Origin of the sequence: Streptomyces sp. CC208A (assembly GCF_030010625.1) — a bacterium.
In the GTDB taxonomy this organism is placed as follows: domain Bacteria; phylum Actinomycetota; class Actinomycetes; order Streptomycetales; family Streptomycetaceae; genus Streptomyces.
The window spans coordinates 68,902-91,815 of the sequence record NZ_JASCXN010000005.1; the positions used below are offsets into that span (position 1 = coordinate 68,902).

A 22,914-nucleotide genomic window follows, 5' to 3' on the forward strand; every position below is an offset into this window, starting at 1 on the left:
GGTACAACAGAAGATTACTGAGCGGTAGCTTTTTCGGGCTCCTCGCGCGCCGAGGACCTGCGGTTCCAGGCGCGCGGCGCGCGCCAGTGGTAGCGCAGGGCGAGCAGCCTCAGCAGGAAGGCGGTGAGCACGGCGGCGCTGCTGGTGTAGGCGTTCAGCACGTCGAAGCGGATGAAGAGGACGATCATGGTCGCGCCGACGATCGCGGGGACGGCGTACAGGTCGCGGTCCCAGCGGAGCAGCGAGGGCACCTCGTTGGCGAGCACGTCGCGCAGCACGCCGCCGCCGACGGCCGTGGCGAGGCCGAGCACCGCCGAGGAGGTGAGGCCGAGCCCGTAGTCGTACGCCTTCGTCGTCCCGGTCACGCAGAAGAAGCCGAGGCCGGCCGCGTCGAAGACGTTCACGGCGGTCTGGGTGCGCTCCACCTCCGGGTGGAGGAAGAAGACGAGGGCGGTGGCGACCAGCGGCATGAGGAAGTAGCCGAGGTCGGTGAAGGCGGCCGGGGGTACGGCTCCGATCACCAGGTCGCGGAAGAGGCCGCCGCCGAGCGCGGTGACCTCGGCGAGCACGGCCATGCCGAAGACGTCGAAGTTCTTCCGGACGGCGAGGAGGGCGCCGGAGATGGCGAAGACGAAGATGCCGATGAGGTCGAGCGTGTGTTGGACCGACGGACTGAACAGATCGTGGAGCACCGGGCAATTGTGCCGCCTGTACGGAAAGGTCCCGGCCATCATGTGATGGCCGGGACCTTTCGGTGCGGGATCACTCCCCCTTGGGCTCCCCCTTGGGCTCCTCGGACTCCTCAGGCTTCGCCTGTGCGGGGATCTCCGGCCTCTCCTCGCCCGCCGGGCGGAGGGTGCCGTCCTGGATCTCCCGGGCGAAGTGGCAGGCCACCTTGTGGCCGCCGCCCGCGTCCGTCAGCTCCGGCCGCTCCTTGCCGCACCGGTCCTGCGCCCACGGGCAGCGGGTGTGGAAGCGGCAGCCCGACGGCGGGTTCGCCGGGGAGGGCAGGTCGCCGTGGAGCAGGATCCGCTCGCGCCGGTCCTCGACCTCCGGGTCCGGCACCGGCACCGCCGACATGAGCGCCTTGGTGTACGGGTGCAGCGGCTCCTCGTACAGCGTGTCGCTCGGCGCCTCCTCCACCAGCGCGCCCAGGTACATCACGCCGATGACGTCCGAGATGTGCCGGACCACGGCGAGGTCGTGGGCGATGACCAGGTAGGTCAGGCCCATCGACTCCTGGAGCTCCTCCAGGAGGTTGATCACCTGGGCCTGGATGGAGACGTCGAGCGCGGAGACCGGCTCGTCGCAGATGATCAGGTCCGGCTCCAGGACCAGGGCGCGGGCGATGCCGATGCGCTGGCGCTGGCCGCCGGAGAACTCGTGCGGGTAGCGGGAGAGGGCGTTGGCGGGCAGGCCCACCTTGGCGAGGATCTCCCGGATCTTCTCCCGGCGCTCGTCCTGGTCCGCGCCGATCCCGTGCGCGGCCATGCCCTCGCTGAGGATCGACTCGATGTTCTGGCGCGGGTTGAGGCTGCCCAGCGGGTCCTGGAAGACCATCTGGAGCCGGCGGCGGAAGGAACGCAGCTCCTTCTCCGGCAGCTTGGCCACGTCGGTGCCGTCGAGGACGACCGAGCCGTCGGTGATGTCGACCAGGCGCAGCACCGCGCGGCCCAGTGTCGTCTTGCCGCAGCCCGACTCGCCGACCAGGCCGTACGTCTGGCCCGCCTCGACCGACAGCGAGATGCCGTCGACGGCGTAGACGTGCCCGACGGTGCGATTGAAGAGGACGCCCTTCTTGACGGGGAAGTGGACCTTCACGCCGTCGAGTTCGAGCAGGCTCATGCCGGGACCTCCGTCGTGGCGAGGACCGGGTTGGCGCAGCGGGCGCGGTGGCCGGCCGCGCGCGGTTCGGTCAGTTCGGGCGTGCCGGTCAGGCACTCCATCTCGTACCGGTCGCAGCGCGGGGCGAAGGCGCAGCCGTCGGCCCAGGCGATCTGGTCGTTGATGGACCCGCGGATGGGGTGGAGCGGTTCGCCGCGCGGGGCGTCGAGCCGGGGGATGGAGCCGAGCAGGCCGTGGGTGTACGGGTGCGTCGGGTGGGCGAACAGCTCGCGCCGGCCGGCCGATTCGACGACCTTGCCCGCGTAGAGGACGTTCACCTGGTCGCACAGGCCGGCGACGACACCCAGGTCGTGGGTGATCATCAGCAGCGCGGTGCCCTCCTGGTCGACCAGTTCCTTGAGGAGTTCGAGGATCTGGGCCTGGATGGTGACGTCGAGCGCGGTGGTCGGCTCGTCGGCGATGAGCAGGCGGGGGGCGCAGGCGACCGCCATGGCGATGAGCGCGCGCTGCCGCATGCCGCCGGAGAGCTGGTGCGGGTACTCCTTCAGGCGTCGGTCCGGGTCGGGGATGCCGACCCGGTCGAGCAGGTGTGCGGCCTCCTTGCGGGCGGCCTCGCCCTTCAGGCCGCGGTGGCGCTGGAGGATCTCGGTGACCTGGACGCCGATGGGGACGACCGGGTTCAGCGAGGACAGCGGGTCCTGGAAGATCATCGCCATGTCGCGTCCGCGCAGGTCGCGCATCTTGGACGGGGAGAGCGACAGCAGGTCCGTGCCGTCGAGGTCGGCGCGGCCGCCGAGGGTGACGCCCTTGCGGGGCAGCAGTCCCATGAGGGCGAGCGAGGTCACGGACTTGCCGCAGCCCGACTCGCCGACCAGGCCGACGACCTGGCCCTGGTCGACCGAGAAGGAGACGCCGTTGACCGCCCGGACGTCCTTGCGGCCGCGGCCGCCGAAGGTGACGGTGAGTTCGTCCACGGTGAGGAGTGGCATGACGTCAACCTCGCAGCTTCGGGTCGAGGGCTTCGCGCATGGCCTCGCCGAGCAGGGTGAAGCCGAGGGCGGTGATGATGATGGCGACCGCCGGATACATGGACATCATCGGCGCGTTGTCGAAGAAGCGTTCCGCCTGCGAGAGCATGACGCCCCACTCGGGGACCGACGGGTCGGGGTTGCCGAGTCCGAGGTAGGAGAGGGCGGCCGCCTCGATGATGGCGGTGGCCAGGCTCAGGGTGGCCTGGACGATCACCGGGCTCAGCGAGTTCGGCATGATCTGGGTGAAGACGATCCGCCGCTTGCGGATGCCGAGCGAGCGGGCCGCGAGGACGTAGTCGCTGCCGCCCTGGGCGAGCATCGAACCGCGCAGCAGCCGGGCGAAGATCGGGATCTGCACCACACCGACGGCGATCATCACGGTGGTGAGCGACTGGCCCAGCACGGCGGCGACGGAGACGGCGAGGAGCAGCGAGGGCAGCGCCAGCATGATGTCGGTGACGCGCATGACGGCGTCGTCGATCCGGCGTCCCATGCGGCCGCCGAGCGTGGCCGCCGCGCCCGACACGATGCCGATGAGGGCGCCGATCAGCAGGCCGATGAGCATGGAGACCACGCCGACGAGCAGGGTCTGGCGGGCGCCGACGAGCATGCGGGAGAAGACGTCGCGGCCCAGGTGGTCGAGGCCGAACCAGTTCTCGCCGCGCGCGCCGACGAACTCTCCCCGGTTGGGGAAGACCTCGCCGCGCCAGGCCTGGTCGGTCGGGGCGTGGGGGGCGATCCACGGGCCGACGACGGCGAGCAGGACGAACCCGGCGATGATCACGGCGCCGATGATCGCCATCTTGCTGGCGCGCAGCCGGCGCATCGCCTCGCGCCACAGGCTGGCGCCGCTGGCGGTCTCGGTCCTCGCCGTGAGCTGGGCGAGCCGGTCGACCTTGGAAGCGGTGTTGATCAGACTCATCAGTGCACCCGCACCCTCGGATCGATGACGCTGTACGCGAGATCGACGAGCATGTTGATCAGCACGTAGATCATCGCGATGAACATGATGAAGCCGACGAGCACCGGGTAGTCGCGGGCGTCGATGGCCGTGCGGATGAAGGAGCCGATGCCTCCGAAGGAGAAGACCGACTCGGTGAGCACGGCGCCGGAGAGCAGGCTGCCGGTGAGCAGGCCGACGGCGGTGACCACGGGCAGCAGCGCGTTGCGCAGGACGTGCCGGCCGCGGACGACCCGGCGCTCCAGGCCCTTGGACTCGGCGGTGCGGATGTAGTCCTCGCCGAGCACCTCCAGGACGCTGGCGCGGGTCATGCGGACGATGACGGCGAGCGGGATGGAAGCCAGGGCGATGCCGGGCAGCACCAGGTGCATGAGGGCGTCCCAGGAGGCGTCGAACTCGCCGGTGAGGATGCCGTCGAGGACGGCGAAGCCGGTCACACTGGTGGCGTCGATGCCGGTGGACTGGCGGCCGAAGGTGCCGAAGATCCCGCCGAAGGCGCCCTTGAGCAGGTCCGCCAGGAAGAAGACCGGGATGCAGATGCCCACCAGGGAGCCGGAGACGGAGGCCACGTCCAGCCAGCCGCCGCGGTTGCGGGCCGCCAGGTAGCCGAGCGGGACGCCCACGACGACGGCCAGGAACATGGCCGCGAGGCTGAGTTCGACCGTGGCGGGGAAGCGCAGCACGAACTCGTCCCAGACGGGCTGCCCGGTCTGCACCGAGGTGCCCAGGTCGAGGTCGATGAGCCGCTTGAGGAAACGTCCGTACTGGACGTGGATCGGCTGGTCGAGTCCCAGCGCGCGGTTGATGCGCGCCACATCGGCTTCGGTCGCCCGCTCGCCCAGGATCGCTGAGGCGGGTCCGCCGGGCAGCCGGTTCAGCCAGATGAAGAGCAGAACCGACAGGCCGAGCAGGGTGGGTATGAGCTGGAGAAGTCGTCGTACGACGAGTCGCAACACCCCGCATGCCCCTTTCTTGCGTTGGTCAGGAGTCGGATGCGCGGACGCCCGGCCACGAGAGGAACGCGTGACCGGGCGGACCGCTTACGGGTGTGTTACTTGAAGGAGACCTCGGCGAAGTTCTCCTGCGTCAGCGGGGAGACCTTCGGCGGGACGACGTTCTTGCCGAACGCGATGGCCGGCGGGGAGGAGGACAGCGGGAGACCCGGCAGGTACTCCATGATCGCCTCGTTGGCGGCCTTGTAGAGGTCGGTGCGCTTGGTCGGGTCGCCCTGGAGCGAGCCGGCCTTCACCTTGCCGAAGAGCGCCTCGTCCTTGAAGCCCCACTGCTTGTCGTACCCGGCGAACCAGGTGCCGATGAAGTTGTAGCCGTCGTTGAAGTCACCGGTCCAGCCGAGCAGGTGCAGCGGGCAGGAGCCGGCCTCGACCGCGTCCAGGTAGTCCGGGTTCCACTTGGCCGGCTTCGGGTTGACCTTGATGCCGGCCTTCTCCAGGTCGGCCTTGATCAGCTCGAAGATGTCCTGCGGGGCGGGCATGTACGGGCGGGTGACCTCGGTCGGGTAGCAGAAGTCGACCGCGAGCTTGGACTCGCCGGCGGAGGCGAGGAGCTCCTTGGACTTGGCGGTGTCGAAGGCGTACGTCTTCACCTTGTCCGAGTGGCCGGCGACCGTGTCGGGCATGAACTGGGTCGCGACCTTGCCGCCCTCGGGCAGCTGGGTCTTGACGATGTTCTCGCGGTCGACGGCGTGCGCGATGGCCTGGCGGACGGCGGGCTTCTTCAGCGCCGCGTTGGCCTCCTGCGACATGCCGAGGTAGAGCAGGTTGAAGACGTCACGGGTCGGGACGTTGAAGCCCGCGCTCTCCAGGGTCTTGATGTCGGCGGGCGCGACCAGGTCGTAGCCGTCGATGTCACCGGCCTGCAGCGCCTGACGGCGGCTGCTCTCGGTGTCGATCGTGCGGAAGACCAGGTTCTTCACCTTGGCCTTGTCGCCCCAGTAGTCGTCGAAGCGCTCAAGGGTGACTTCCTTGTTGCCCTTGTTCCACTTCGTGATCTTGTACGGGCCGGTGCCGGCGACCGTGCCGGCCTCCTGGCTGTACTTGGGGTACGTGATGGCGTCGCCCTTGGCGGTCGCCTCCTGCTTCGCGTACTCCTGCAGCGCCTTCGGCGAGTGGATCGCGAGGGCCTGCAGCGAGAAGCCGCCCGGCAGGTTGGCGGAGGGCTCGAGGACCTCGATGACGGCCGTGTTCTCGTCCTTGGCGGTGCAGGACTTGTAGTTCGGCTTGGGGGCTTCCTTGTCCTCGTTGGCCTTGAAGCCGCCCATGATGGTCTGCCAGTAGTAGGAGACCGCGCTCGACTGGTAGGTGCCCTTCCAGTTGAACCAGTAGTCGTAGTTGGCGCAGACCGCCGCCGCGTTCAGGGTCTCGCCGTCGTGGAACTTCACGCCCTGGCGGAGGTTGAAGGTCCAGACGGTGCCCTCGGGGTTGCTCGACCACTTCTCGGCGAGCCCGCCGACCAGCTCGCTGCCGCCCGACTCGTGCTCCAGGAGCGCCTCGAACGCCTGGCGGGTGACCCGGAAGGTCTCGCCGTCGCTCGCGAGGGCCGGGTCGAGAGAGGCCGGGTCGCCCGGGGCGCCGAACACGAAGGTGTCCTTGGCCTTGGACTTGTTCTCGTCCTTGTCCCGGTCGCTCGCGCAGCCCGTGGCGATGAGGCCGACCGTGAGGGCCGCCGTCAGAGCCCGGGTCGACCGGGAATTGAGTATGCGCATGCGTCCACCCCTGGGTCGCCATGTGTGGTCTTGACCGGCCGAACGCTACTGGCGAGTGACGGTACTGAGAACAGTCCGCATAGCGGTGATACCAACCTGAGACCCGGACACTCACCAAATCGGTCCGATGCCGGACATCGGTGGCGGGAGCGGGCCCAAAGCGGACGCAAAACCCCACCCTGGCAAGCCATTTCGACCGGGGTGGGGGAAGGGGGCGTCAGAGGGGCCGCACCGACGGGTAGCCGTATCCCGGACGGTGGGATCCCGCATGCTGGGACGGGGCGCCGTGGGCCTCGCGGTCGTAGAAGGGGCGGGCGTGGGCCCGCAGCCAGAGCGCCACCGGGTCGTACGCATCGGAGAGCGCGACCGTCGAGACGGGCAGCCCCTCGGGCACGGCGCCGATCGACTGCCGCATCATCGCCCGCACCTCGTCGACGGTCGCCGCCGAGCCGTCGTACAGGTCGAGCCCGATGACCAGGTACGGGGTCCCGAGCGCGGGCTGCACCCAGCCGCGGCGCAGCGAGCGGACGGCCGGGGTCCGGTGCGCGTTCTGGGTGAGCTGGGCGTAGAACTGCGGGAGTTCCAGGGCGGGTTCGGAGACCCGGAGCGGTCCTGCGGGCATCCGGTCGAGGCCGGTGGCGATCCGGCGCAGATCGGCCCAGGGGATGCCGACGCCGCCGCCGGGGGCGTGCGGGTTGAGCCAGACGCCCCAGCGCTCGGGGTAGAGGGCACGGGCGATCTCGCGGCCCGTGACGCGCTCGTGGGCGCGCTGCCAGCCGGAGGCGGCGAGCTCGCCGGCGGAGGTGACGCAGGGGGCGTAGCCGTACCCGTCGACCTCCATGTTGCCGTACTGGGCCTCCGGCGAGCCGGGGCCGCCCTGCCAGAGCAGCATGTACAGCTCTCCGTCGGCCAGGGCGTGCAGCAGGCCCTCGTACGCGTCGTAGCGTCCGGGCGCCACCTGGCGCAGCATGTGCTCGACCTGGCCGGTCGTGGCGCCGCCTGACGCGCTCACCCTGGTCCCGCCCCTCTGTCCTCTGTGTCGTACGGCTCGGTTCGGTGGTTCGGTCTCGGTCGGTCCAGCTTAGACAGGGCCGACGGCTCGGGCAGGGCCCGCGGTCATCCGGTGGCGCGCTGGTAGAAGGGGCGCACCTGTTCCAGCATCCAGTCGCCGACCGGGTCCTGGGCCATGTCGAGGAGGATCAGGTTGACCGGCCAGGCGACCTCGACCCGGCCGAGGGCGCGGCCGAGGGCGTCCAGCGGCGCGTTGCGGTCGACGCCGTCCCAGCCGGTGAGCTGGACGCCGATGAAGAGGGCCGGTTCGGTGCCCTCGACGCTGGCGAGGGTGCGGCGGGCGGTGGCGACCACGCCGGTGGCCTCGAACTCGGCGGAGGCGGCGGCGAGGAAGTCGACCGGGTCGTCCTGCCAGTCGGGCTCGAAGAGCCGGACCCGGCCGCCGCTCGCGGGCCCGTCGAGGGCGGTGCGGCCGACCCGGCACAGCTCGGCGACGGCGGGCGGGGGCAGCGGGACGCCGACGGTGCCGCCGGGGTTCACGGCGATCCCGAGCTGCGGCGGCAGGCCGCGGGCGAAGTCACGGGCGGGGGCGACGGCGAAGGACATGTGGGTGCCGACGCAGGCGAGGAACTGCTCCTGCGAGCTGTAGACGGGGACGTAGGCGGCGCCGCCGATCTCCATGGTGGCGAGGTCCAGGTCGGCGCTGTCGGGGCCGCCGCCGTTGGGCAGCGGGACCCAGACCTGGCTGCGGCCGAGCACCTCGATGAGCCGGCCCCCGGCGGCGGGCTCCCCGAGCGCGGCGACGAGCGCCTCTTCCAGCTCGTTGCCCGGCCACGTCACGTCCACGGTGCTTTCCGTCCCCAATTCTCGTACGGCCCCTTCTCGTACGGCACCGGCCCATCGGCCGTACGGCACCGGCCCATCGGCCCCGGTCCCGGCCGTCCCGCAGCACCCTAACGCCGCCCCGACCCGCCCGTGACCAGAACCCGCCCCTCAGACGGCCCTCAGGCGGCTTGGCGGAAGCCGATACGGCGCAGCGCGGCGGCGGCTTCCCGGTCGAGGAGGGTCGCGGAGGCGCAGCCGCGCGGCGGGCGGCCCGCCTCGACGGCGGCGACCAGGCGGCCGACGGCGCGGCGGTGCCGGGCGAAGGCGTACGCGGACACCCCCCGGCCCCGCTCGCGCTGTCCGTCCCTGGCGGTGGCCGGGTCGACGTCGAGGAGCACCAGGTGGAGGGCGCGGCCGCGGCGGGCGGCGGAGCGGGCGAGCCAGCCGCGGACCCAGGACTGGGTGCCGCAGTCGTGGACGACGACCCCGGCGCCGGAGCGCAGGGCCCGGTACAGCCCGGCGTAGTGCGCGATCCGGACCAGCGGACGGTAGAGCGCGTACGGCAGGAGGCGGGGCATCCGGGCCTCCCAGCGCTCCCGGACGTCCTGGGAGTCGATGCCGCCGCCCTCGGCCGCCCGCCGCAGCAGGGTGGACTTGCCGCTGCCGGGCAGGCCGGAGACGACCACGACGTCACCGGCCGCGAAGAGCAGGGCGCGCGGGCCGCGCCCGCCGCGCTCGCGCAGGTCCCGCACCACGCGCGCGTGCGCACGGGTCCGGGCGCGGGCACGTTCGGTCGGCTGGGCGGGTATGGCGGCGTCGGTCGCGAAGACGCCGGTGTGCTGGATCCTCATCGCTGCTCCCCCCTCGGGCCCCCGCGGACGTCTTGGGAGACCTCAGGAGACCCTTGCCCACGGAGTGTAAAGAAACGGTAATCCGAGACAAGCGATTTGCGGCGCCGACACCGCGTGCAATGATGTGCGCGCCAGGCGCGTTCCGCGCCGTACAACCGCATACCGGCCGCTCGAATCCGCGCGGGAGAGTTCCGGACCGGCCCCTTCGGCCGTCCGGGCGCCGAAGGAGCAAGACCCTCCCTTGAATCTCTCAGGCCCCGTACCGCGCGGATGAGGCAGATCTGAAAAGCGGACCGCGTCGTCGCGGTCCCACCCAAGGTGCAAGCTGGGGATGCCCCCGGTGAACCTCTCAGGTTCCATGACAGATGGGGAGGACGTCCTCGCCCGTCATGTGTTTTCGTCACCGATCACGCCCTTGGGACCCGGGAGCCACCTTCCAATGAGCACTGCCCCCCGCCTGACCGCCCTCGATGCCCTGCATCGTTCCCTGGGCGCGACCATGACCGACTTCGCCGGCTGGGACATGCCGCTGCGGTACGCCAGCGAGCGCGACGAGCACAACGCCGTCCGCACCAAGGCCGGCCTCTTCGACCTCTCCCACATGGGCGAGATCACCGTCACCGGCCCGCAGGCCGCGGAACTGCTCGACTACGCCTTGGTCGGCAACATCTCCACGATCGGCGTCGGCCGCGCGCGCTACACGATGATCTGCCAGGAGGACGGCGGCATCCTCGACGACCTGATCGTCTACCGCCTCGGCGAGACGGAGGCTGCGTCTTCTCACTACATGGTCGTCGCCAACGCCTCCAACGCCCAGATCGTCCTGGACGCCCTGGTGGCCCGCGCCGAGGGCTTCGACGCCGAGGTGCGCGACGACCGCGACGCGTACGCCCTGATCGCCGTGCAGGGCCCCGAGTCCCCCGGCATCCTGAAGCGGCTCACCGACGCCGACCTGGACGGTCTGAAGTACTACGCGGGCCTCCCCGGCACCGTCGCCGGCGTCCCCGCGCTCATCGCCCGCACCGGCTACACCGGCGAGGACGGCTTCGAGCTCTTCCTGAAGCCGGAGCACGCCGAGGGCGTGTGGAAGGCGCTGACCGAGGCGGGCGCGGGCGTCGGCCTGATCCCGTGCGGCCTGTCCTGCCGCGACACGCTCCGCCTGGAGGCGGGCATGCCGCTGTACGGGCACGAGCTCACCACCTCCCTCACCCCCTTCGACGCCGGTCTCGGCCGGGTCGTGAAGTTCGAGAAGCCGGGCGACTTCGTCGGCCGCAAGGCGCTGGAGGCCGCCGCCGAGCGCGCCGAGACCGCCCCGCCGCGCAAGCTGGTCGGCCTGGTCGCCGAGGGCCGCCGCGTCCCGCGCGCCGGCATGGCGGTCGTCGCCGGCGGCGAGGTCATCGGCGAGGTCACCTCCGGCGCCCCGTCCCCGACGATCGGCAAGCCGATCGCGATGGCGTACGTCGACGCGTCGCACGCGGCCCCCGGCACCGAGGGTGTAGGGGTGGACATCCGCGGCTCCCACGAGCCGTACGAGGTCGTCGCGCTGCCGTTCTACAAGCGGCAGAAGTGACGCGCCGCAAGCGCCGCAAGTGACGCAGAAGTGACACATCCGTATCAGGACGCGTCTCACCCCGTAAGACCACGTACATCAGCACTCCCCCGATCCAGGAGAATCAGGCCATGAGCAACCCCCAGCAGCTTCGCTACAGCAAGGAGCACGAGTGGCTGACGGACGCCGTTGACGGCGTCGCGACCGTCGGCATCACCGAGCACGCGGCGAACGCGCTCGGCGACATCGTGTACGTCCAGCTCCCCGAGGTCGGCGCCACCGTCACCGCGGGCGAGGAGTGCGGCGAGCTGGAGTCGACCAAGTCCGTGAGCGAGCTGTACTCCCCCGTCTCGGGCGAGGTCGTCGAGGCCAACCAGGACGTCGTGGACGACCCGGCGCTGGTCAACACCGCTCCGTTCGAGGGCGGCTGGCTGTTCAAGGTGCGCATCGCGGAGGAGCCGGGCGACCTGCTCACCGCCGACGAGTACACCGCCTTCACCGCAGGCTGACCGAGACCCCCTAGGGATCGCTTCATGTCGCTTCTGAACACTCCCCTCCACGAGCTGGACCCGGACGTCGCCGCCGCCGTCGACGCCGAGCTCCGCCGCCAGCAGTCCACCCTCGAGATGATCGCCTCGGAGAACTTCGCTCCGGTCGCGGTCATGGAGGCCCAGGGCTCCGTCCTCACCAACAAGTACGCCGAGGGCTACCCGGGCCGCCGCTACTACGGCGGCTGCGAGCACGTCGACGTGGCCGAGCAGATCGCGATCGACCGGATCAAGGACCTGTTCGGTGCCGAGTACGCCAACGTGCAGCCGCACTCCGGCGCCTCCGCCAACCAGGCCGCGCTCTTCGCGATCGCCCAGCCGGGCGACACGATCCTCGGTCTCGACCTGGCGCACGGCGGCCACCTCACCCACGGCATGCGCCTGAACTTCTCGGGCAAGCAGTTCAACGTGGTCGCGTACCACGTGGACGAGGCCGGCCTGGTGGACATGGCCGAGGTCGAGCGCCTCGCCAAGGAGCACCGCCCGAAGGTGATCATCGCCGGCTGGTCGGCGTACCCGCGTCAGCTGGACTTCGCGGAGTTCCGCCGGATCGCCGACGAGGTCGAGGCGTACCTGTGGGTCGACATGGCCCACTTCGCGGGCCTGGTCGCGGCCGGTCTGCACCCGAACCCGGTCGAGTACGCGGACGTGGTGACCTCCACCACGCACAAGACGCTCGGCGGCCCGCGCGGCGGCATCATCCTGGCGAAGAAGGAGTTCGCGAAGAAGCTGAACTCCTCGGTCTTCCCCGGTTTCCAGGGCGGCCCGCTGGAGCACGTGATCGCGGCCAAGGCCGTCTCCTTCAAGGTCGCGGCCTCGGAGGAGTTCAAGGAGCGCCAGCAGCGCACCCTGGAGGGCGCGCGGATCATCGCCGAGCGCCTGGTCCAGGACGACGTCAAGGAGCACGGCGTCTCCGTGCTCTCCGGCGGCACCGACGTGCACCTGCTCCTGGTCGACCTGCGCGCCAGCGAGCTGGACGGCCAGCAGGCCGAGGACCGTCTCCACGAGGTCGGCATCACGGTCAACCGGAACGCGGTCCCGAACGACCCGCGCCCGCCGATGGTCACCTCCGGTCTGCGCATCGGCACTCCGGCCCTCGCCACCCGCGGCTTCCAGGCCGAGGACTTCCGCGAGGTCGCCGACATCATCGCCGAGACGCTGAAGCCGGGCTTCGACGCCGAGGCGCTGAAGGCCCGGGTGACCGCTCTGGCCGACAAGCACCCGCTGTACCCCGGCCTGAAGTAATTTCGTACGCTTTTGTTCGTACGAAGCTTCCGGGGCACCGCGCACACTGGACAGTGAGCGCGGTGCCCCGCCCCTTTGTCCCGTCCTTCCCGTCCTTCCCGCACCTCCCCGTCCTGCTTCTTCCTGCTTGTTTCTGCACCACCCCGGCAGACAACGGCGTCTAGCCCCACAAGGAGTCCCCCGTGGCCATCTCGGTCTTCGACCTGTTCTCGATCGGCATCGGCCCGTCCAGCTCCCACACGGTGGGCCCGATGCGCGCGGCCCGGATGTTCGCCCGCCGGCTGCGGAACGAGGGGCTCCTCGACCGGGTCGCCTCGGTCCGGGCTGAGCTGTACGGCTCGCTGGGCGCCACCGGCCACGGCCACGGCACCCCGAAGGCGGTCCTGCTCGGCCTGGAGGGGAACTCGCCGCGCACGGTGGACGTGGAGACGGCGGACGACGAGGTCGAGCGGATCAAGGCGAGCGGCCGGATCAGCCTGCTCGGGACGCACGAGATCCCGTTCTCCTTCGACGACGACCTGGTCCTGCACCGCCGCAAGGCGCTGCCGTACCACGCCAACGGCATGACGGTCTTCGCGTACGACGCCGAGGGCGGGTCCGTCCTGGAGAAGACGTACTACTCCGTCGGCGGCGGCTTCGTCGTGGACGAGGACGCGGTGGAGGGCCAGAGCCCGATCGTCCCGGACGACACCCTCCTGAAGTACCCCTTCCGCACCGGTGACGAGCTGCTCCGCCTCACCAAGGAGACCGGTCTGTCGATCTCCTCGCTGATGCTGGAGAACGAGAAGGCGTGGCGCACCGAGGAGGAGATCCGCGCCGGGCTCCTGGAGATCTGGCGGGTCATGCGCTCCTGCGTCTCGCGCGGCATGTCCCGCGAGGGCATCCTGCCCGGCGGCCTGAAGGTCCGCCGGCGGGCCGCGACCTCCGCCCGCAAGCTGCGCTCCGAGGGCGACCCGGCGGCGCACGCCATGGAGTGGATCACCCTCTACGCGATGGCGGTGAACGAGGAGAACGCGGCCGGCGGCCGGGTCGTCACGGCCCCCACCAACGGCGCGGCCGGCATCATCCCCGCCGTCCTGCACTACTACATGAACTTCGTCCCCGGTGCCGACGAGGACGGTGTGGTCCGCTTCCTCCTCGCCGCGGGCGCGATCGGCATGCTCTTCAAGGAGAACGCCTCGATCTCCGGCGCCGAGGTCGGCTGCCAGGGCGAGGTCGGCTCGGCCTGCTCGATGGCGGCGGGCGCCCTCGCCGAGGTCCTGGGCGGCTCCCCCGAGCAGGTGGAGAACGCGGCCGAGATCGGCATGGAGCACAACCTGGGCCTGACCTGCGACCCGGTCGGCGGCCTGGTCCAGATCCCCTGCATCGAGCGCAACGGCATGGCGGCGGTCAAGGCCGTCACGGCGGCGAAGATGTCGATGCGCGGCGACGGCAGCCACCTGGTCTCCCTCGACAAGGTCATCAAGACCATGAAGGAGACGGGCGCCGACATGAGCGTCAAGTACAAGGAGACCGCGCGCGGCGGGCTCGCGGTGAACATCATCGAGTGCTGACGCGGCCTACGGGGTCGGCACCACGGTGAGCAGGGCCGAGAGGGCCACGATCGCGGCGAGGACGGCGAGTTCCACTCGGGCCGGGGGGCGGGCGTCGGTGCCGGAGGTCAGGCGGGAGCGGGCCGCCAGGGCCAGCAGGCTGGCGCCGCCGAAGAGGGCGAGCTTCAGCAGCAGGATCCTGCCGTAGGCGGTGGCGAGCGCGGCCTCCGGGGGGAGGCGGCGGAGTGTGGAGGCGGTGCCGGTGGCGGCGAGGGCCGCGTAGGCGCAGGCGGCCATCCTGGCGTAGCGGAGGAGGACCTCGCGTCCGCCGCCGCGCAGCCGCAGCACCCGGAGGACGTACAGCAGGGTGCCCGTCCACAGCGAGGCGGCGGTGAGGTGGACGACGGTGAGGCCGGTGCCGATGCCGAAGCCGGCGGTCTCGGGGTGGGCGCGCAGTGCCTCGGCGACGATCGCGGCGGTGAGCGGGAGGGCGGCGAGGGCTGGGCGCCGGGAGGCGGCGCAGACCGCGGCGAGCAGGCAGGCGTACGCGGTGACGAGCAGCAGGCGGTTCTCGCGGGGCCCGTGAACGGCGGCGGGGAGGAGCGGGAGGCCGGCGGTGGCGGCCGCGGCGAGCAGGGCGCCGGGGGTGGCCAGGGGCTGCGGCAGGGGGCCGGGGCCTGCGAGCCGGGTGCCGGCGAGTTCGCCGACGGCGACGGCGAGACCGGCGAGGAGAAGGGCCCTGAGGAAGGCCGGGGTGCCGACCGCCGGTATCAGGAGTCCGCCGGTGCCGAGGAGGGCGACCGCGAGGACGGCGGCGGCCGCGAGGGCCGCGGCGCCTCGACGGCTCGGGGTGCCGAGGGGTCCGGGAAGCGTCACCGGACGATCGTCACCGGGCCCGGGGCGGGCGGCAACTCGGGGTGAGCGCCGCCCGGTCCCGGTCCCCGCAGGTCAGGGCAGGGTCACGCCTTGCTCAGGTGGGACCAGAACTCGTCCCAGGACAGGCGGCCGTCGCCGTTGTCGTCGCGCTGCTTGATGAGGGCCTCGGCCACCGTCTCGGTGACGTTGAAGTCGCCCAGCTGGGCCATGACGCTCTTGTACTCCGCGGCGGTGATGTAGCCGTCCCCGTCCACGTCGTACCGGTTGAATGCCGTGCGTGCCGACTCGATGTCCGCCACTGCTTCCGCCCCTTCTCGGTGCTGTTCTGACGGGGGTCAGATTAGCTTGGCCGGCGGCTGCCGGATCATTGCGGTATGAGCAGTGACGTGACACGGATCCTGGCGGCGGCGGCACGCGGGGAGTTCCCCGCGATGGACGGGGGAACGGCGGTGGTCCCGGCGCCGAACCGGCGGGACGCCGGTGTGCTGGCCTTCACCGCCCACTCGGTGGTCTTCGCCGACGTCGATCCGGAGTGGGTACGGGCCGAGCTGGCGGCGACCGGGAGCGATCCGCTCGCGGCGAGCATGAACCCCCGCTTCCTGGTGCGGCTGATGGAGCGGACCGGGCGGGCGATGAACACCGTCGACCTGCTGACGGTCGCCGACGCCCTGCCGGGCCCGCCGCCGGTGGAGCTGCGGGAGATCGAGGACCCGGGGCACCCGCGGGTGGCGCGGGCGCTGAAGTACCGCGACGAGGTACGGGTGTGGGCGGCGGACGGCAGCGTGCTGATCCTGGGGCGCAGGGTCGCAGGCCGCTGGGAGGCGGCGATCGAGGTCGAGGAGGAGGTGCGGCACCGGGGTCTGGGCCGGGCGCTGGCGACGGCGGCGCGTCATCTGACCCCGGGCCCGGTGGTGTGGGCGCAGCAGTCGCCGGGCAACGCGCGGAGCGTGCGGACCTTCCAGGCGGCGGGGTACCGGCCGGTGGCGTCGGAGGCGCTGCTCATCGCACGGTGAGCCTCTTGAGGCCGTCCATCATGTGGATGATCGAGGGAAACAGCCGGTGAACCGCATAGTCATTCATGGTTTGCAAGGTGAGTGCCACACGTCACCAACGATTCACAGTGAAAGTGCGACCTTCTGCCCCATTTAGTCCGGTATGGGCATTTGGCGGCGAGGGCCGCCGTCTGTCATAGTCGGTGTCACGACCCCCATTGACCCGGGCCAGGTCGTCCAAGCGGCCGTGGATACACCCCCCCCCGTCCACGGCGCCTCACACGGAAGCCCCCAGCTCGCCCCACCACGGCGCACGGGGGCTTCCGTGCGTCCGCAGCCAGTTCGCAGCCCGTTCGCAGCCAGTCCACGGCCGGTCAGCAGCCGGTCAGCGGTCGGTGACCCGCATCTCGAACCAGGTCGTCTTGCCGCGCGGCCCGAGGTCCACGCCCCAGCGGTCGGAGAGCTTGTCGACGAGGTAGAGGCCGCGGCCGCTGACGTCGAGCTCGCTCACCGGCATCAGACAGGGCAGCCCGCGCGAGGGGTCGCGCACCTCGATCCTGATCCGGGCGGGGCGCCGCTGGACGCGCAGTGCGAAGACCCTGGCTCCGGTGTGCCGGACCGCGTTGCCGACCAGTTCGGAGACGAGCAGGACCGCGTGTTCGGCGAGGGTCGGGCCGAGGCCCCACTGGCGGAGCACCACGTACTGGGTCATCCGCCGGGCGATCCGCGCGGACTGGGGCAGCGACGGCAGGCGGACATCGGTCTCCGACGGGTTGCCGTACACGTCCATCGCCTTGAGGGCCTCTTCGTCCTCCGCGGTCGGTGTCCACCGTGCGGCGGGGAGGACACCCTGCCGTGGTTGTTCCCTGCTCTCCAGGCCCGCCATGCCCTCCATCATGGACGCAGGAGGCACCCCGCGGGGGCCGTTCCGGTGGAATGACCCCCGAGGGACGGCGTGTCGCCGTGACGGACCGTCGGATCGGTGCGTGTCAGGCGAACTTCGCCTTGCCCGGGCCCTCCTCGACGAAGCTGCGCATGCCGGTCTCGCGGTCCGCGGTGGCGAACAGCGCGGAGAACCAGGTCCGTTCGAGGGCGAGACCGGTGTCGATGTCGGTCTCCAGGCCCTGGTCGATCGCCTCCTTGGCGGCGCGCAGCGCCACCGCCGGGCCCTGGGCGAGCTTCGCGGCCCAGGCGTGCGCCTGCTCGTACACCTCGGCGGCCGGGACGACCCGGTCGACCAGGCCGAGGGTGAGGGCCTCGTCGGCCTTCACCATCCGGCCGGTGAAGATGAGGTCCTTGGCCCGCGAGGGGCCGACCAGGCGGGAGAGCCGCTGGGTGCCGCCCGCGCCGGGGATCAGGCCGAGCAGGATCTCGGGCTGGCCCAGCTTCGCGTTGTCGCCGGCGATCCGGTAGTCGGCGCAGAGGGCGAGCTCGCAGCCGCCGCCGAGGGCGTAGCCGGTGATCGCGGCGACGACCGGCTTGGGGATGCGGGCGACGGCGGTGAAGGAGTCCTGGAGCGCGCGCGACCGCTCGACCATGGCCACGTGGTCCATGACCTGCATCTCCTTGATGTCCGCGCCGGCCGCGAAGACCTTCTCGCCGCCGTAGAGGACGACGGCCCGCACGTCGTCGCGGTCGGTGGCCTCCTGGGCCAGCTCGCGCAGCCGGTCCTGGGTGGCGATGTCCAGGGCGTTCATCGGGGGACGGTCGAGACGGATGGTGCCGACGCCGTCGGCGACTTCGAGGTTCACAGTCATGGAGGGAAGGTTAGTGTCCGTTAACGCGAGGGGGCCCGGTGCCGTTGCTCACAGAGCGACCGGCACCGGGCCCCCTCGCGGGAAGCGGACCTACGCGATCCACTCCTCCCAGCTCATGTTCCAGCCGTTCAGGCCGTTGTCCGGCTTGATCTGCTTGTCCTTGGAGTTCTTCACGATGACGACGTCGCCGATGATCGAGCGGTCGTAGAACCAGGCGGCCGGCGTGGAGCTGTCGCCCGCGCCCCGGGTGTCCGAGAGGCCGACGCAGCCGTGGCTGACGTTCTGGGAGCCGAAGGTGGACTTCGGGGCCCAGTAGTTGCCGTGCACGAAGGTGCCGGAGGTGGACAGGCGCATGGCGTGCGGCACGTCCTTGATGTCGTACTCGCCGCCGAAACCGACGGTGGCCCCGTTCATCCGGGTCACCTTGTACTTCTCGCTGATGACCATCTGGCCGTTGTACGTGGTCGTGGACGGGGCGCCCGCGGTGATCGGCAGGGTCTTGATGATCTGCCCGTCACGCTCGACCTTCATCGTCTTGGCGCTGGCGTCGACCGTGGAGACCTGGCGGCGGCCGATGGTGAAGGAGTACGTCTTCTTCTGCTTGCCGTAGACGCCCGGGCGGCCCTCGACGCCGTCCAGGTTGAGCGCGACGGTGACCTTCGTCCCGGCCTTCCAGTACTCCTTCGGGCGGAAGTCGAGGCGGTCGTTGCCGAACCAGTGGCCCTCGATCTCGACGGCCGGCTCGGCCGTCACCTTGATGGCCTTCTCCACGGCCTCGGGGTCGGTGATGCCCCGGGTGAAGTTGATGGAGACCGGCATGCCGACGCCGACGGTCGTGTCGGCCTCCGGCGTGTAGTGGCCGATGAAGGTGTTCTTCGGGACCAGGGTGGTGAAGGTCGTGTCCTTCGCCGACTCGCGGCCCTCGGCGTCCTTCGCGATCGCGTGGACCTTGTACTGGGTGCCGGCCGACAGGTGGGCCAGCGGCTCCCAGCTGGCGCCGTCCGCCGAGACCTTCCCCTCGACCGGGGCGCCCTCGGAGTCGGTGACGGTGACCGTCGTCAGCTTGCCCTGCTCGGCGGTGACCTTGAGGGCCCCGCTGGTGGCGACCGAGTCGGCGCCGTCCTTCGGCAGGACCGTCACGACCGCCTGGGAGGCGGCGTTCTCGGGGGCGGTGGTGGCCTGGCCCGCGCCCCCCTTCCCGGTGCCGGGGGCGGTCGCGGACGGCTCCTCGCCGCCGCAGGCGGTCAGGACGAGGAGCAGCGCCCCCGTGGCCAGCGCCCCGAGGCGGACGCTCCGCCGCCGCGCCGGCGTCCCCGCTGTCGGCTGCCCGTTCACCATGGCCTTCTCCCCTCGCACGACCCGGCGTCCGGCCGGGCCCCACCCCCGTACGCACCTCCCGCGCATACGGCGCTAGATAATCACACCGGAAGACACGAAAGTTCCACGCGAATGTCACCGTTCAGTCCCAGTTGGGACGGACACGGGAACGGGGACGGGGGCAGGGGCGGGAAACGGGGCGGCGAGCTCAGGAAGCGGGTCAGTGGAGCGCGGAACCCGCCTTCCAGCCCGCCCAGTCCAGGTTCCAGCCGCCGAGGCCGTTGTCCGGAGCGACCTTCCGGTCCTTGGAGTTGACCACCTCGACGACGTCGCCGATCAGGCTCCGGTCGAAGAACCAGCCCGCCGGGGTGTCGGAGCCGCCGCCCTTCACGTCCCGCAGCCCCACGCAGCCGTGGCTGACGTTGGCCGAGCCGAAGGTGGCGGGGTCGGCCCAGTAGTTGCCGTGGATGAAGGTGCCGGAGTCGGTGAGCCGCATCGCGTGCGGCACGTCCTTGATGTCGTACTCGCCGCCGAAGCCGACGGTGGCCCCGTTCATCCGGGTCACGTCGTACAGCTCGGTGACCACCATCTTCCCGTTGTACGTGGTGGTCTTCGGCGCGCCCGCGGTGACCGGCAGGGTGGCGAGCAGCCGCCCGTCCCGCCGCACCTCCATGGTGTGGGCTGCGGCGTCCACCAGGGAGACCTGGGAGCGGCCGACGGTGAAGCCGACCGTCTTGCGCTGGATGCCGTAGACGCCGGGTGCGCCCTCGACGTCCCGCAGCCCCAGCTCGACCGTCACCTTCGTGCCGGGCGCCCAGTACTCGGCGGGGCGGAAGTCGAGCCGCTCCTTGCCGAACCAGTGGCCGACGACCTCCACCGGCGGGTCGGCGGTGACCCGGATGGCCCGCTCGACCGCGGCCCGGTTCTCGATCGGGCGGTTGAAGCCGAAGGAGACGATCATGCCGGCGCCGACCGTGGAGCGGTTCTCCGGTGTGAAGTAGCCGATGAACCGGCTCTCCGGCACCACCGTGGTGAAGGTGGTGTGCCGGGCCGAGGTCCGGCCGTGCGCGTCGAGCGCCACCGCGTCCACGCTGTACTTCGCGGCGAGCGCGAGCCGGGTGCCGTCGGCGGGCCGCCAGCTCAGCCCGTCGGCGGAGAACACGCCGGGCACGGCCGAGCGCTTCCCGTCCGCCACCTGGGTCACGGTCACCTTTTCGAGGCGCCCGCTGTCCACCCGTACCTCCAGGGGGCCTTCCGCGGGCACCCCCCTGCTGCCGTCCTCCGGGCTGACCCTGATCACGTCGCCGGGGGCCCGTGCCTTGCCCGGAAGGAGCGGACCGCCGCCGCCTCCCCCGTCCGACGCGGTGCAGCCGGCGAGACCCACGAGGAGCCCCGCGACCGCGAGGAGGTGCCCGGCCCTTTTCCATACACGTGTCACGCGTGGCCCAACGACGACCCCCCTCCAGGGGAAACGTGCGTGCGGGCCATGTTGGGGGGACGGCCGCGCGGGCACAACAAAGAGAAGACCGGGAGAACACGAGGGTGCGGGAGGACGCGCGGGGCCGGGGCAGGGACGCCCTCCGCCCCGGCACGCGGGCCCGCCGGAGCCGCGGGAGGCCAGGGCGGTGTCGAGCGCAGCCGAACAGCAGGCGGTACCGGAGCATGCCCCGGGACGGACCGCGCCCCCGGTGTGGCCGGGGGCGCCCACCCCCCTCGGGGCCCGTTGCCGGACCGGGCCCGACGGGACCCGCGGCACCAACTTCGCGCTGTGGGCGGGCGGCGCCGAGGCGGTGGAGCTCTGCCTCTTCGCGCCGGACGGCACCGAGACCCGGCTGCCGCTGACCGAGCTGACCCACGAGATCTGGCACGGCTTCGTGCCCGGTGTCGGCGCCGGACAGCGGTACGGCTACCGGGTGCACGGCCGCTGGGACCCGTGGACCGGCGCCCGCTGGAACCCGGCGAAGCTGCTCCTCGACCCGTACGCGCGGGCCGTCGACGGCGCCAAAGGAAATGATTACAGCACGCTGCCGCCCGAGGTGTACGGGCACGTACGGGACTGGCCGCAGCAGCACGTGGCCGACACCGTCCGCGACGAGCGGGACTCCGCCCCGTACGTCCCCAAGGGCGTCGTGGTGCGGGACGACGACGACTGGTCCGACGACCGCAGGCCCAAGACGCCCTGGCCGGACTCGGTCATCTACGAGCTGCACGTCAAGGGCTTCACCGCCCGCCACCCCGGCGTCCCCGAGCACCTGCGGGGCACCTACGCGGGCCTCGCCCACCCGGCCGCGATCGACCACCTCGTACGGCTCGGGGTGACGGCGGTCGAACTGCTGCCGGTCCACCAGTTCGCCCACGAGGACCACCTGCTGCGGCGTGGCCTGCGCAACTACTGGGGCTACAACTCGATCGGCTACTTCGCCCCGCACGCCGGCTACTCGTCGTCCGGCACCACCGGCCAGCAGGTCGGCGAGTTCAAACGGATGGTGCGGGCGCTGCACGCGGCCGGCATCGAGGTGATCCTCGACGTCGTCTACAACCACACGGCGGAGGCGGGCGAACTGGGCCCCACGCTGTCGCTGAAGGGCATCGACAACCGCGGCTACTACCGCCTCCAGTCCAACGCCCGCCGGTACGCCGACTACACCGGCTGCGGCAACACCCTCCACGTCGTGCAGCCGCAGGTGCTCCGCCTCATCACCGACTCCCTGCGGTACTGGGTCACCGAGATGGGCGTCGACGGCTTCCGCTTCGACCTGGCGGCGGCGCTGGCACGGTCGATGCACGACGTCGACATGCTGTCGCCGTTCCTCGCGGTCATCGCCCAGGACCCGGTCCTCCGCCGCGTGAAGCTGATCGCCGAACCGTGGGACGTCGGCAACGGCGGCTACCAGGTGGGCGCCTTCCCCCCGCTGTGGACCGAGTGGAACGACCGTTACCGGGACGCCGTACGGGACTTCTGGCGCGGCGCCCTGCCCGACGTGCGCGACCTCGGCTACCGGCTCTCCGGCTCCAGCGACCTGTACGCCTGGGGCGGCCGGCGCCCGTACGCCTCCGTCAACTTCGTCACCGCCCACGACGGCTTCACGCTCCGGGACCTCGTGACGTACGAGCGCAAGCACAACGAGGCCAACGGGGAGGGCAACCGGGACGGCACCCACGACAACCGCTCCTGGAACTGCGGGGCGGAGGGCGAGACCGACGACCCGGAGGTGAACGCGCTGCGGCTGCGGCAGCTCCGCAACCTGCTCACCACGCTGCTCCTGTCGACGGGCGTGCCGATGCTCGTCGCGGGCGACGAGATGGGCCGCACGCAGGGCGGCAACAACAACGCGTACTGCCAGGACAACGAGACGAGCTGGCTGGACTGGTCGCTGCCGGACGACCCCGGCCGCGCCCAGCTCCTCGCCCTCACCCGCCGTCTGCTCGCCCTGCGCCACCGCCACCCGGTGCTGCGCCGCCGCGCCTTCTTCTCCGGCCGGCCGCAGGGCGCGGACGGGCTGCGGGACCTGGCCTGGTTCGGCCCCGACGGCACCGAGATGACCGAGCGGGACTGGTACGCCCCCTCGGCCACGCTCGCCCTCTACCTGTCGGGCCGCGACATACCGAGCCGCGACGAGCGCGGCGCCCCGGTCCTCGACGACAGCTTCCTCGCCGTCCTGCACGCGGGCCCCGCCCCCCTGGACTTCCGCCTCCCGGGGCCGCCGTGGGCCCAGTCGTACGAACGTGTCCTGGACACCGCGGCGGACGACCAGACCACGCCCCCGGGCACGCTCCACCCGGGCGGGTCCGTGCTGCCGGTGGGGGCGCGGTCGGTGGTGCTGCTGCGGGTGGCGGGGTGAGGGGGCGGTG

At 71.5% G+C, this 22,914-nt stretch carries 21 protein-coding genes and 1 riboswitch; of the genes, 6 read left to right on the forward strand and 15 right to left on the reverse strand.

What is annotated here, in order from left to right; genetic code table 11:
• Positions 1-14: 14 nt before the first annotated feature.
• From QK442_RS08150 to QK442_RS08190, 9 genes are all read right to left on the reverse strand, one after another.
• Complete coding sequence (locus tag QK442_RS08150) at positions 15-692, reverse strand: trimeric intracellular cation channel family protein (protein WP_282693193.1); 678 nt, start codon at positions 690-692, stop codon at positions 15-17.
• A 70-nt stretch (positions 693-762) separates the two neighbouring features.
• The gene (locus QK442_RS08155) at positions 763-1,845 is read right to left on the reverse strand and encodes an oligopeptide/dipeptide ABC transporter ATP-binding protein (RefSeq protein WP_282693194.1); all 1,083 of its coding nucleotides are present in this window, start codon (positions 1,843-1,845) and stop codon (positions 763-765) included.
• The gene (locus QK442_RS08160; protein ID WP_282693195.1) at positions 1,842-2,834 is read right to left on the reverse strand and encodes an ABC transporter ATP-binding protein; all 993 of its coding nucleotides are present in this window, start codon (positions 2,832-2,834) and stop codon (positions 1,842-1,844) included. The genes QK442_RS08155 and QK442_RS08160 overlap by 4 nt, the downstream gene beginning before the upstream one ends.
• 4 nt (positions 2,835-2,838) lie before the next feature.
• Positions 2,839-3,798, reverse strand: coding sequence for an ABC transporter permease (locus tag QK442_RS08165; protein WP_282693196.1), 960 nt, complete (start codon positions 3,796-3,798; stop codon positions 2,839-2,841).
• Positions 3,798-4,793, reverse strand: coding sequence for an ABC transporter permease (locus QK442_RS08170; RefSeq protein ID WP_282693197.1), 996 nt, complete (start codon positions 4,791-4,793; stop codon positions 3,798-3,800). The genes QK442_RS08165 and QK442_RS08170 overlap by 1 nt, the downstream gene beginning before the upstream one ends.
• Before the next feature lie 95 nt (positions 4,794-4,888).
• Complete coding sequence (locus QK442_RS08175) at positions 4,889-6,559, reverse strand: ABC transporter substrate-binding protein (RefSeq protein WP_282693198.1); 1,671 nt, start codon at positions 6,557-6,559, stop codon at positions 4,889-4,891.
• 217 nt (positions 6,560-6,776) lie between these two features.
• Positions 6,777-7,571: an enhanced serine sensitivity protein SseB C-terminal domain-containing protein gene (locus QK442_RS08180; protein ID WP_282693199.1), complete on the reverse strand. Its 795-nt coding sequence runs from the start codon at positions 7,569-7,571 to the stop codon at positions 6,777-6,779.
• A 104-nt stretch (positions 7,572-7,675) separates the two neighbouring features.
• A complete protein-coding gene (locus QK442_RS08185; RefSeq protein WP_282693200.1) occupies positions 7,676-8,416 on the reverse strand; it encodes an enhanced serine sensitivity protein SseB in 741 nt (246 codons plus the stop codon).
• Positions 8,417-8,574: 158 nt separating this feature from the next.
• Positions 8,575-9,246, reverse strand: a complete 672-nt coding sequence (locus tag QK442_RS08190; RefSeq protein WP_282693201.1) for an AAA family ATPase — start codon at positions 9,244-9,246, stop codon at positions 8,575-8,577.
• Between the two features lie 171 nt (positions 9,247-9,417).
• Positions 9,418-9,521: riboswitch (glycine riboswitch) on the forward strand.
• Between the two features lie 164 nt (positions 9,522-9,685).
• Here QK442_RS08190 and gcvT point away from each other — a divergent pair.
• The 4 genes from gcvT to QK442_RS08210 all read left to right on the forward strand — a co-directional run bounded on the left by gcvT (position 9,686) and on the right by QK442_RS08210 (position 14,141).
• Positions 9,686-10,816 carry a glycine cleavage system aminomethyltransferase GcvT gene (gcvT, locus tag QK442_RS08195; RefSeq protein ID WP_282693202.1) on the forward strand — a complete coding sequence of 377 codons (1,131 nt, stop codon included), beginning with the start codon at positions 9,686-9,688 and terminating at the stop codon, positions 10,814-10,816.
• 110 nt (positions 10,817-10,926) lie between these two features.
• Positions 10,927-11,304: a glycine cleavage system protein GcvH gene (gene gcvH / locus QK442_RS08200; RefSeq protein WP_282693203.1), complete on the forward strand. Its 378-nt coding sequence runs from the start codon at positions 10,927-10,929 to the stop codon at positions 11,302-11,304.
• Positions 11,305-11,328: 24 nt separating this feature from the next.
• Positions 11,329-12,588: a serine hydroxymethyltransferase gene (glyA, locus tag QK442_RS08205; RefSeq protein WP_282693204.1), complete on the forward strand. Its 1,260-nt coding sequence runs from the start codon at positions 11,329-11,331 to the stop codon at positions 12,586-12,588.
• Positions 12,589-12,770: 182 nt separating this feature from the next.
• On the forward strand, positions 12,771-14,141 hold the full coding sequence (locus QK442_RS08210; protein WP_282693205.1) for an L-serine ammonia-lyase: 1,371 nt from the start codon (positions 12,771-12,773) through the stop codon (positions 14,139-14,141).
• Between the two features lie 6 nt (positions 14,142-14,147).
• Here QK442_RS08210 and QK442_RS08215 read toward each other — a convergent pair whose 3' ends face one another.
• Positions 14,148-14,996: a CopD family protein gene (locus QK442_RS08215; RefSeq protein WP_282693206.1), complete on the reverse strand. Its 849-nt coding sequence runs from the start codon at positions 14,994-14,996 to the stop codon at positions 14,148-14,150.
• Positions 14,997-15,079: 83 nt separating this feature from the next.
• Complete coding sequence (locus QK442_RS08220; protein ID WP_282693207.1) at positions 15,080-15,295, reverse strand: EF-hand domain-containing protein; 216 nt, start codon at positions 15,293-15,295, stop codon at positions 15,080-15,082.
• Positions 15,296-15,370: 75 nt separating this feature from the next.
• Between QK442_RS08220 and QK442_RS08225 the strand changes: the two genes are divergently transcribed.
• The gene (locus tag QK442_RS08225) at positions 15,371-16,009 is read left to right on the forward strand and encodes a GNAT family N-acetyltransferase (RefSeq protein ID WP_282693208.1); all 639 of its coding nucleotides are present in this window, start codon (positions 15,371-15,373) and stop codon (positions 16,007-16,009) included.
• A gap of 364 nt (positions 16,010-16,373) precedes the next feature.
• Here QK442_RS08225 and QK442_RS08230 read toward each other — a convergent pair whose 3' ends face one another.
• The 4 genes from QK442_RS08230 to QK442_RS08245 form a co-directional block, all read right to left on the reverse strand.
• Positions 16,374-16,886: an ATP-binding protein gene (locus QK442_RS08230; protein WP_282693209.1), complete on the reverse strand. Its 513-nt coding sequence runs from the start codon at positions 16,884-16,886 to the stop codon at positions 16,374-16,376.
• Positions 16,887-16,977: 91 nt separating this feature from the next.
• Complete coding sequence (locus QK442_RS08235; RefSeq protein WP_282693210.1) at positions 16,978-17,745, reverse strand: enoyl-CoA hydratase-related protein; 768 nt, start codon at positions 17,743-17,745, stop codon at positions 16,978-16,980.
• A gap of 90 nt (positions 17,746-17,835) precedes the next feature.
• On the reverse strand, positions 17,836-19,083 hold the full coding sequence (locus tag QK442_RS08240) for an Ig-like domain-containing protein (protein ID WP_282693211.1): 1,248 nt from the start codon (positions 19,081-19,083) through the stop codon (positions 17,836-17,838).
• A 199-nt stretch (positions 19,084-19,282) separates the two neighbouring features.
• The gene (locus QK442_RS08245; RefSeq protein WP_282693212.1) at positions 19,283-20,500 is read right to left on the reverse strand and encodes an Ig-like domain-containing protein; all 1,218 of its coding nucleotides are present in this window, start codon (positions 20,498-20,500) and stop codon (positions 19,283-19,285) included.
• Positions 20,501-20,687: 187 nt separating this feature from the next.
• On the opposite strand from QK442_RS08245, the gene glgX reads away from it, so the two are divergent.
• Complete coding sequence (gene glgX / locus QK442_RS08250; protein WP_282693213.1) at positions 20,688-22,904, forward strand: glycogen debranching protein GlgX; 2,217 nt, start codon at positions 20,688-20,690, stop codon at positions 22,902-22,904.
• The last annotated feature ends 10 nt before the right edge of the window (positions 22,905-22,914 follow it).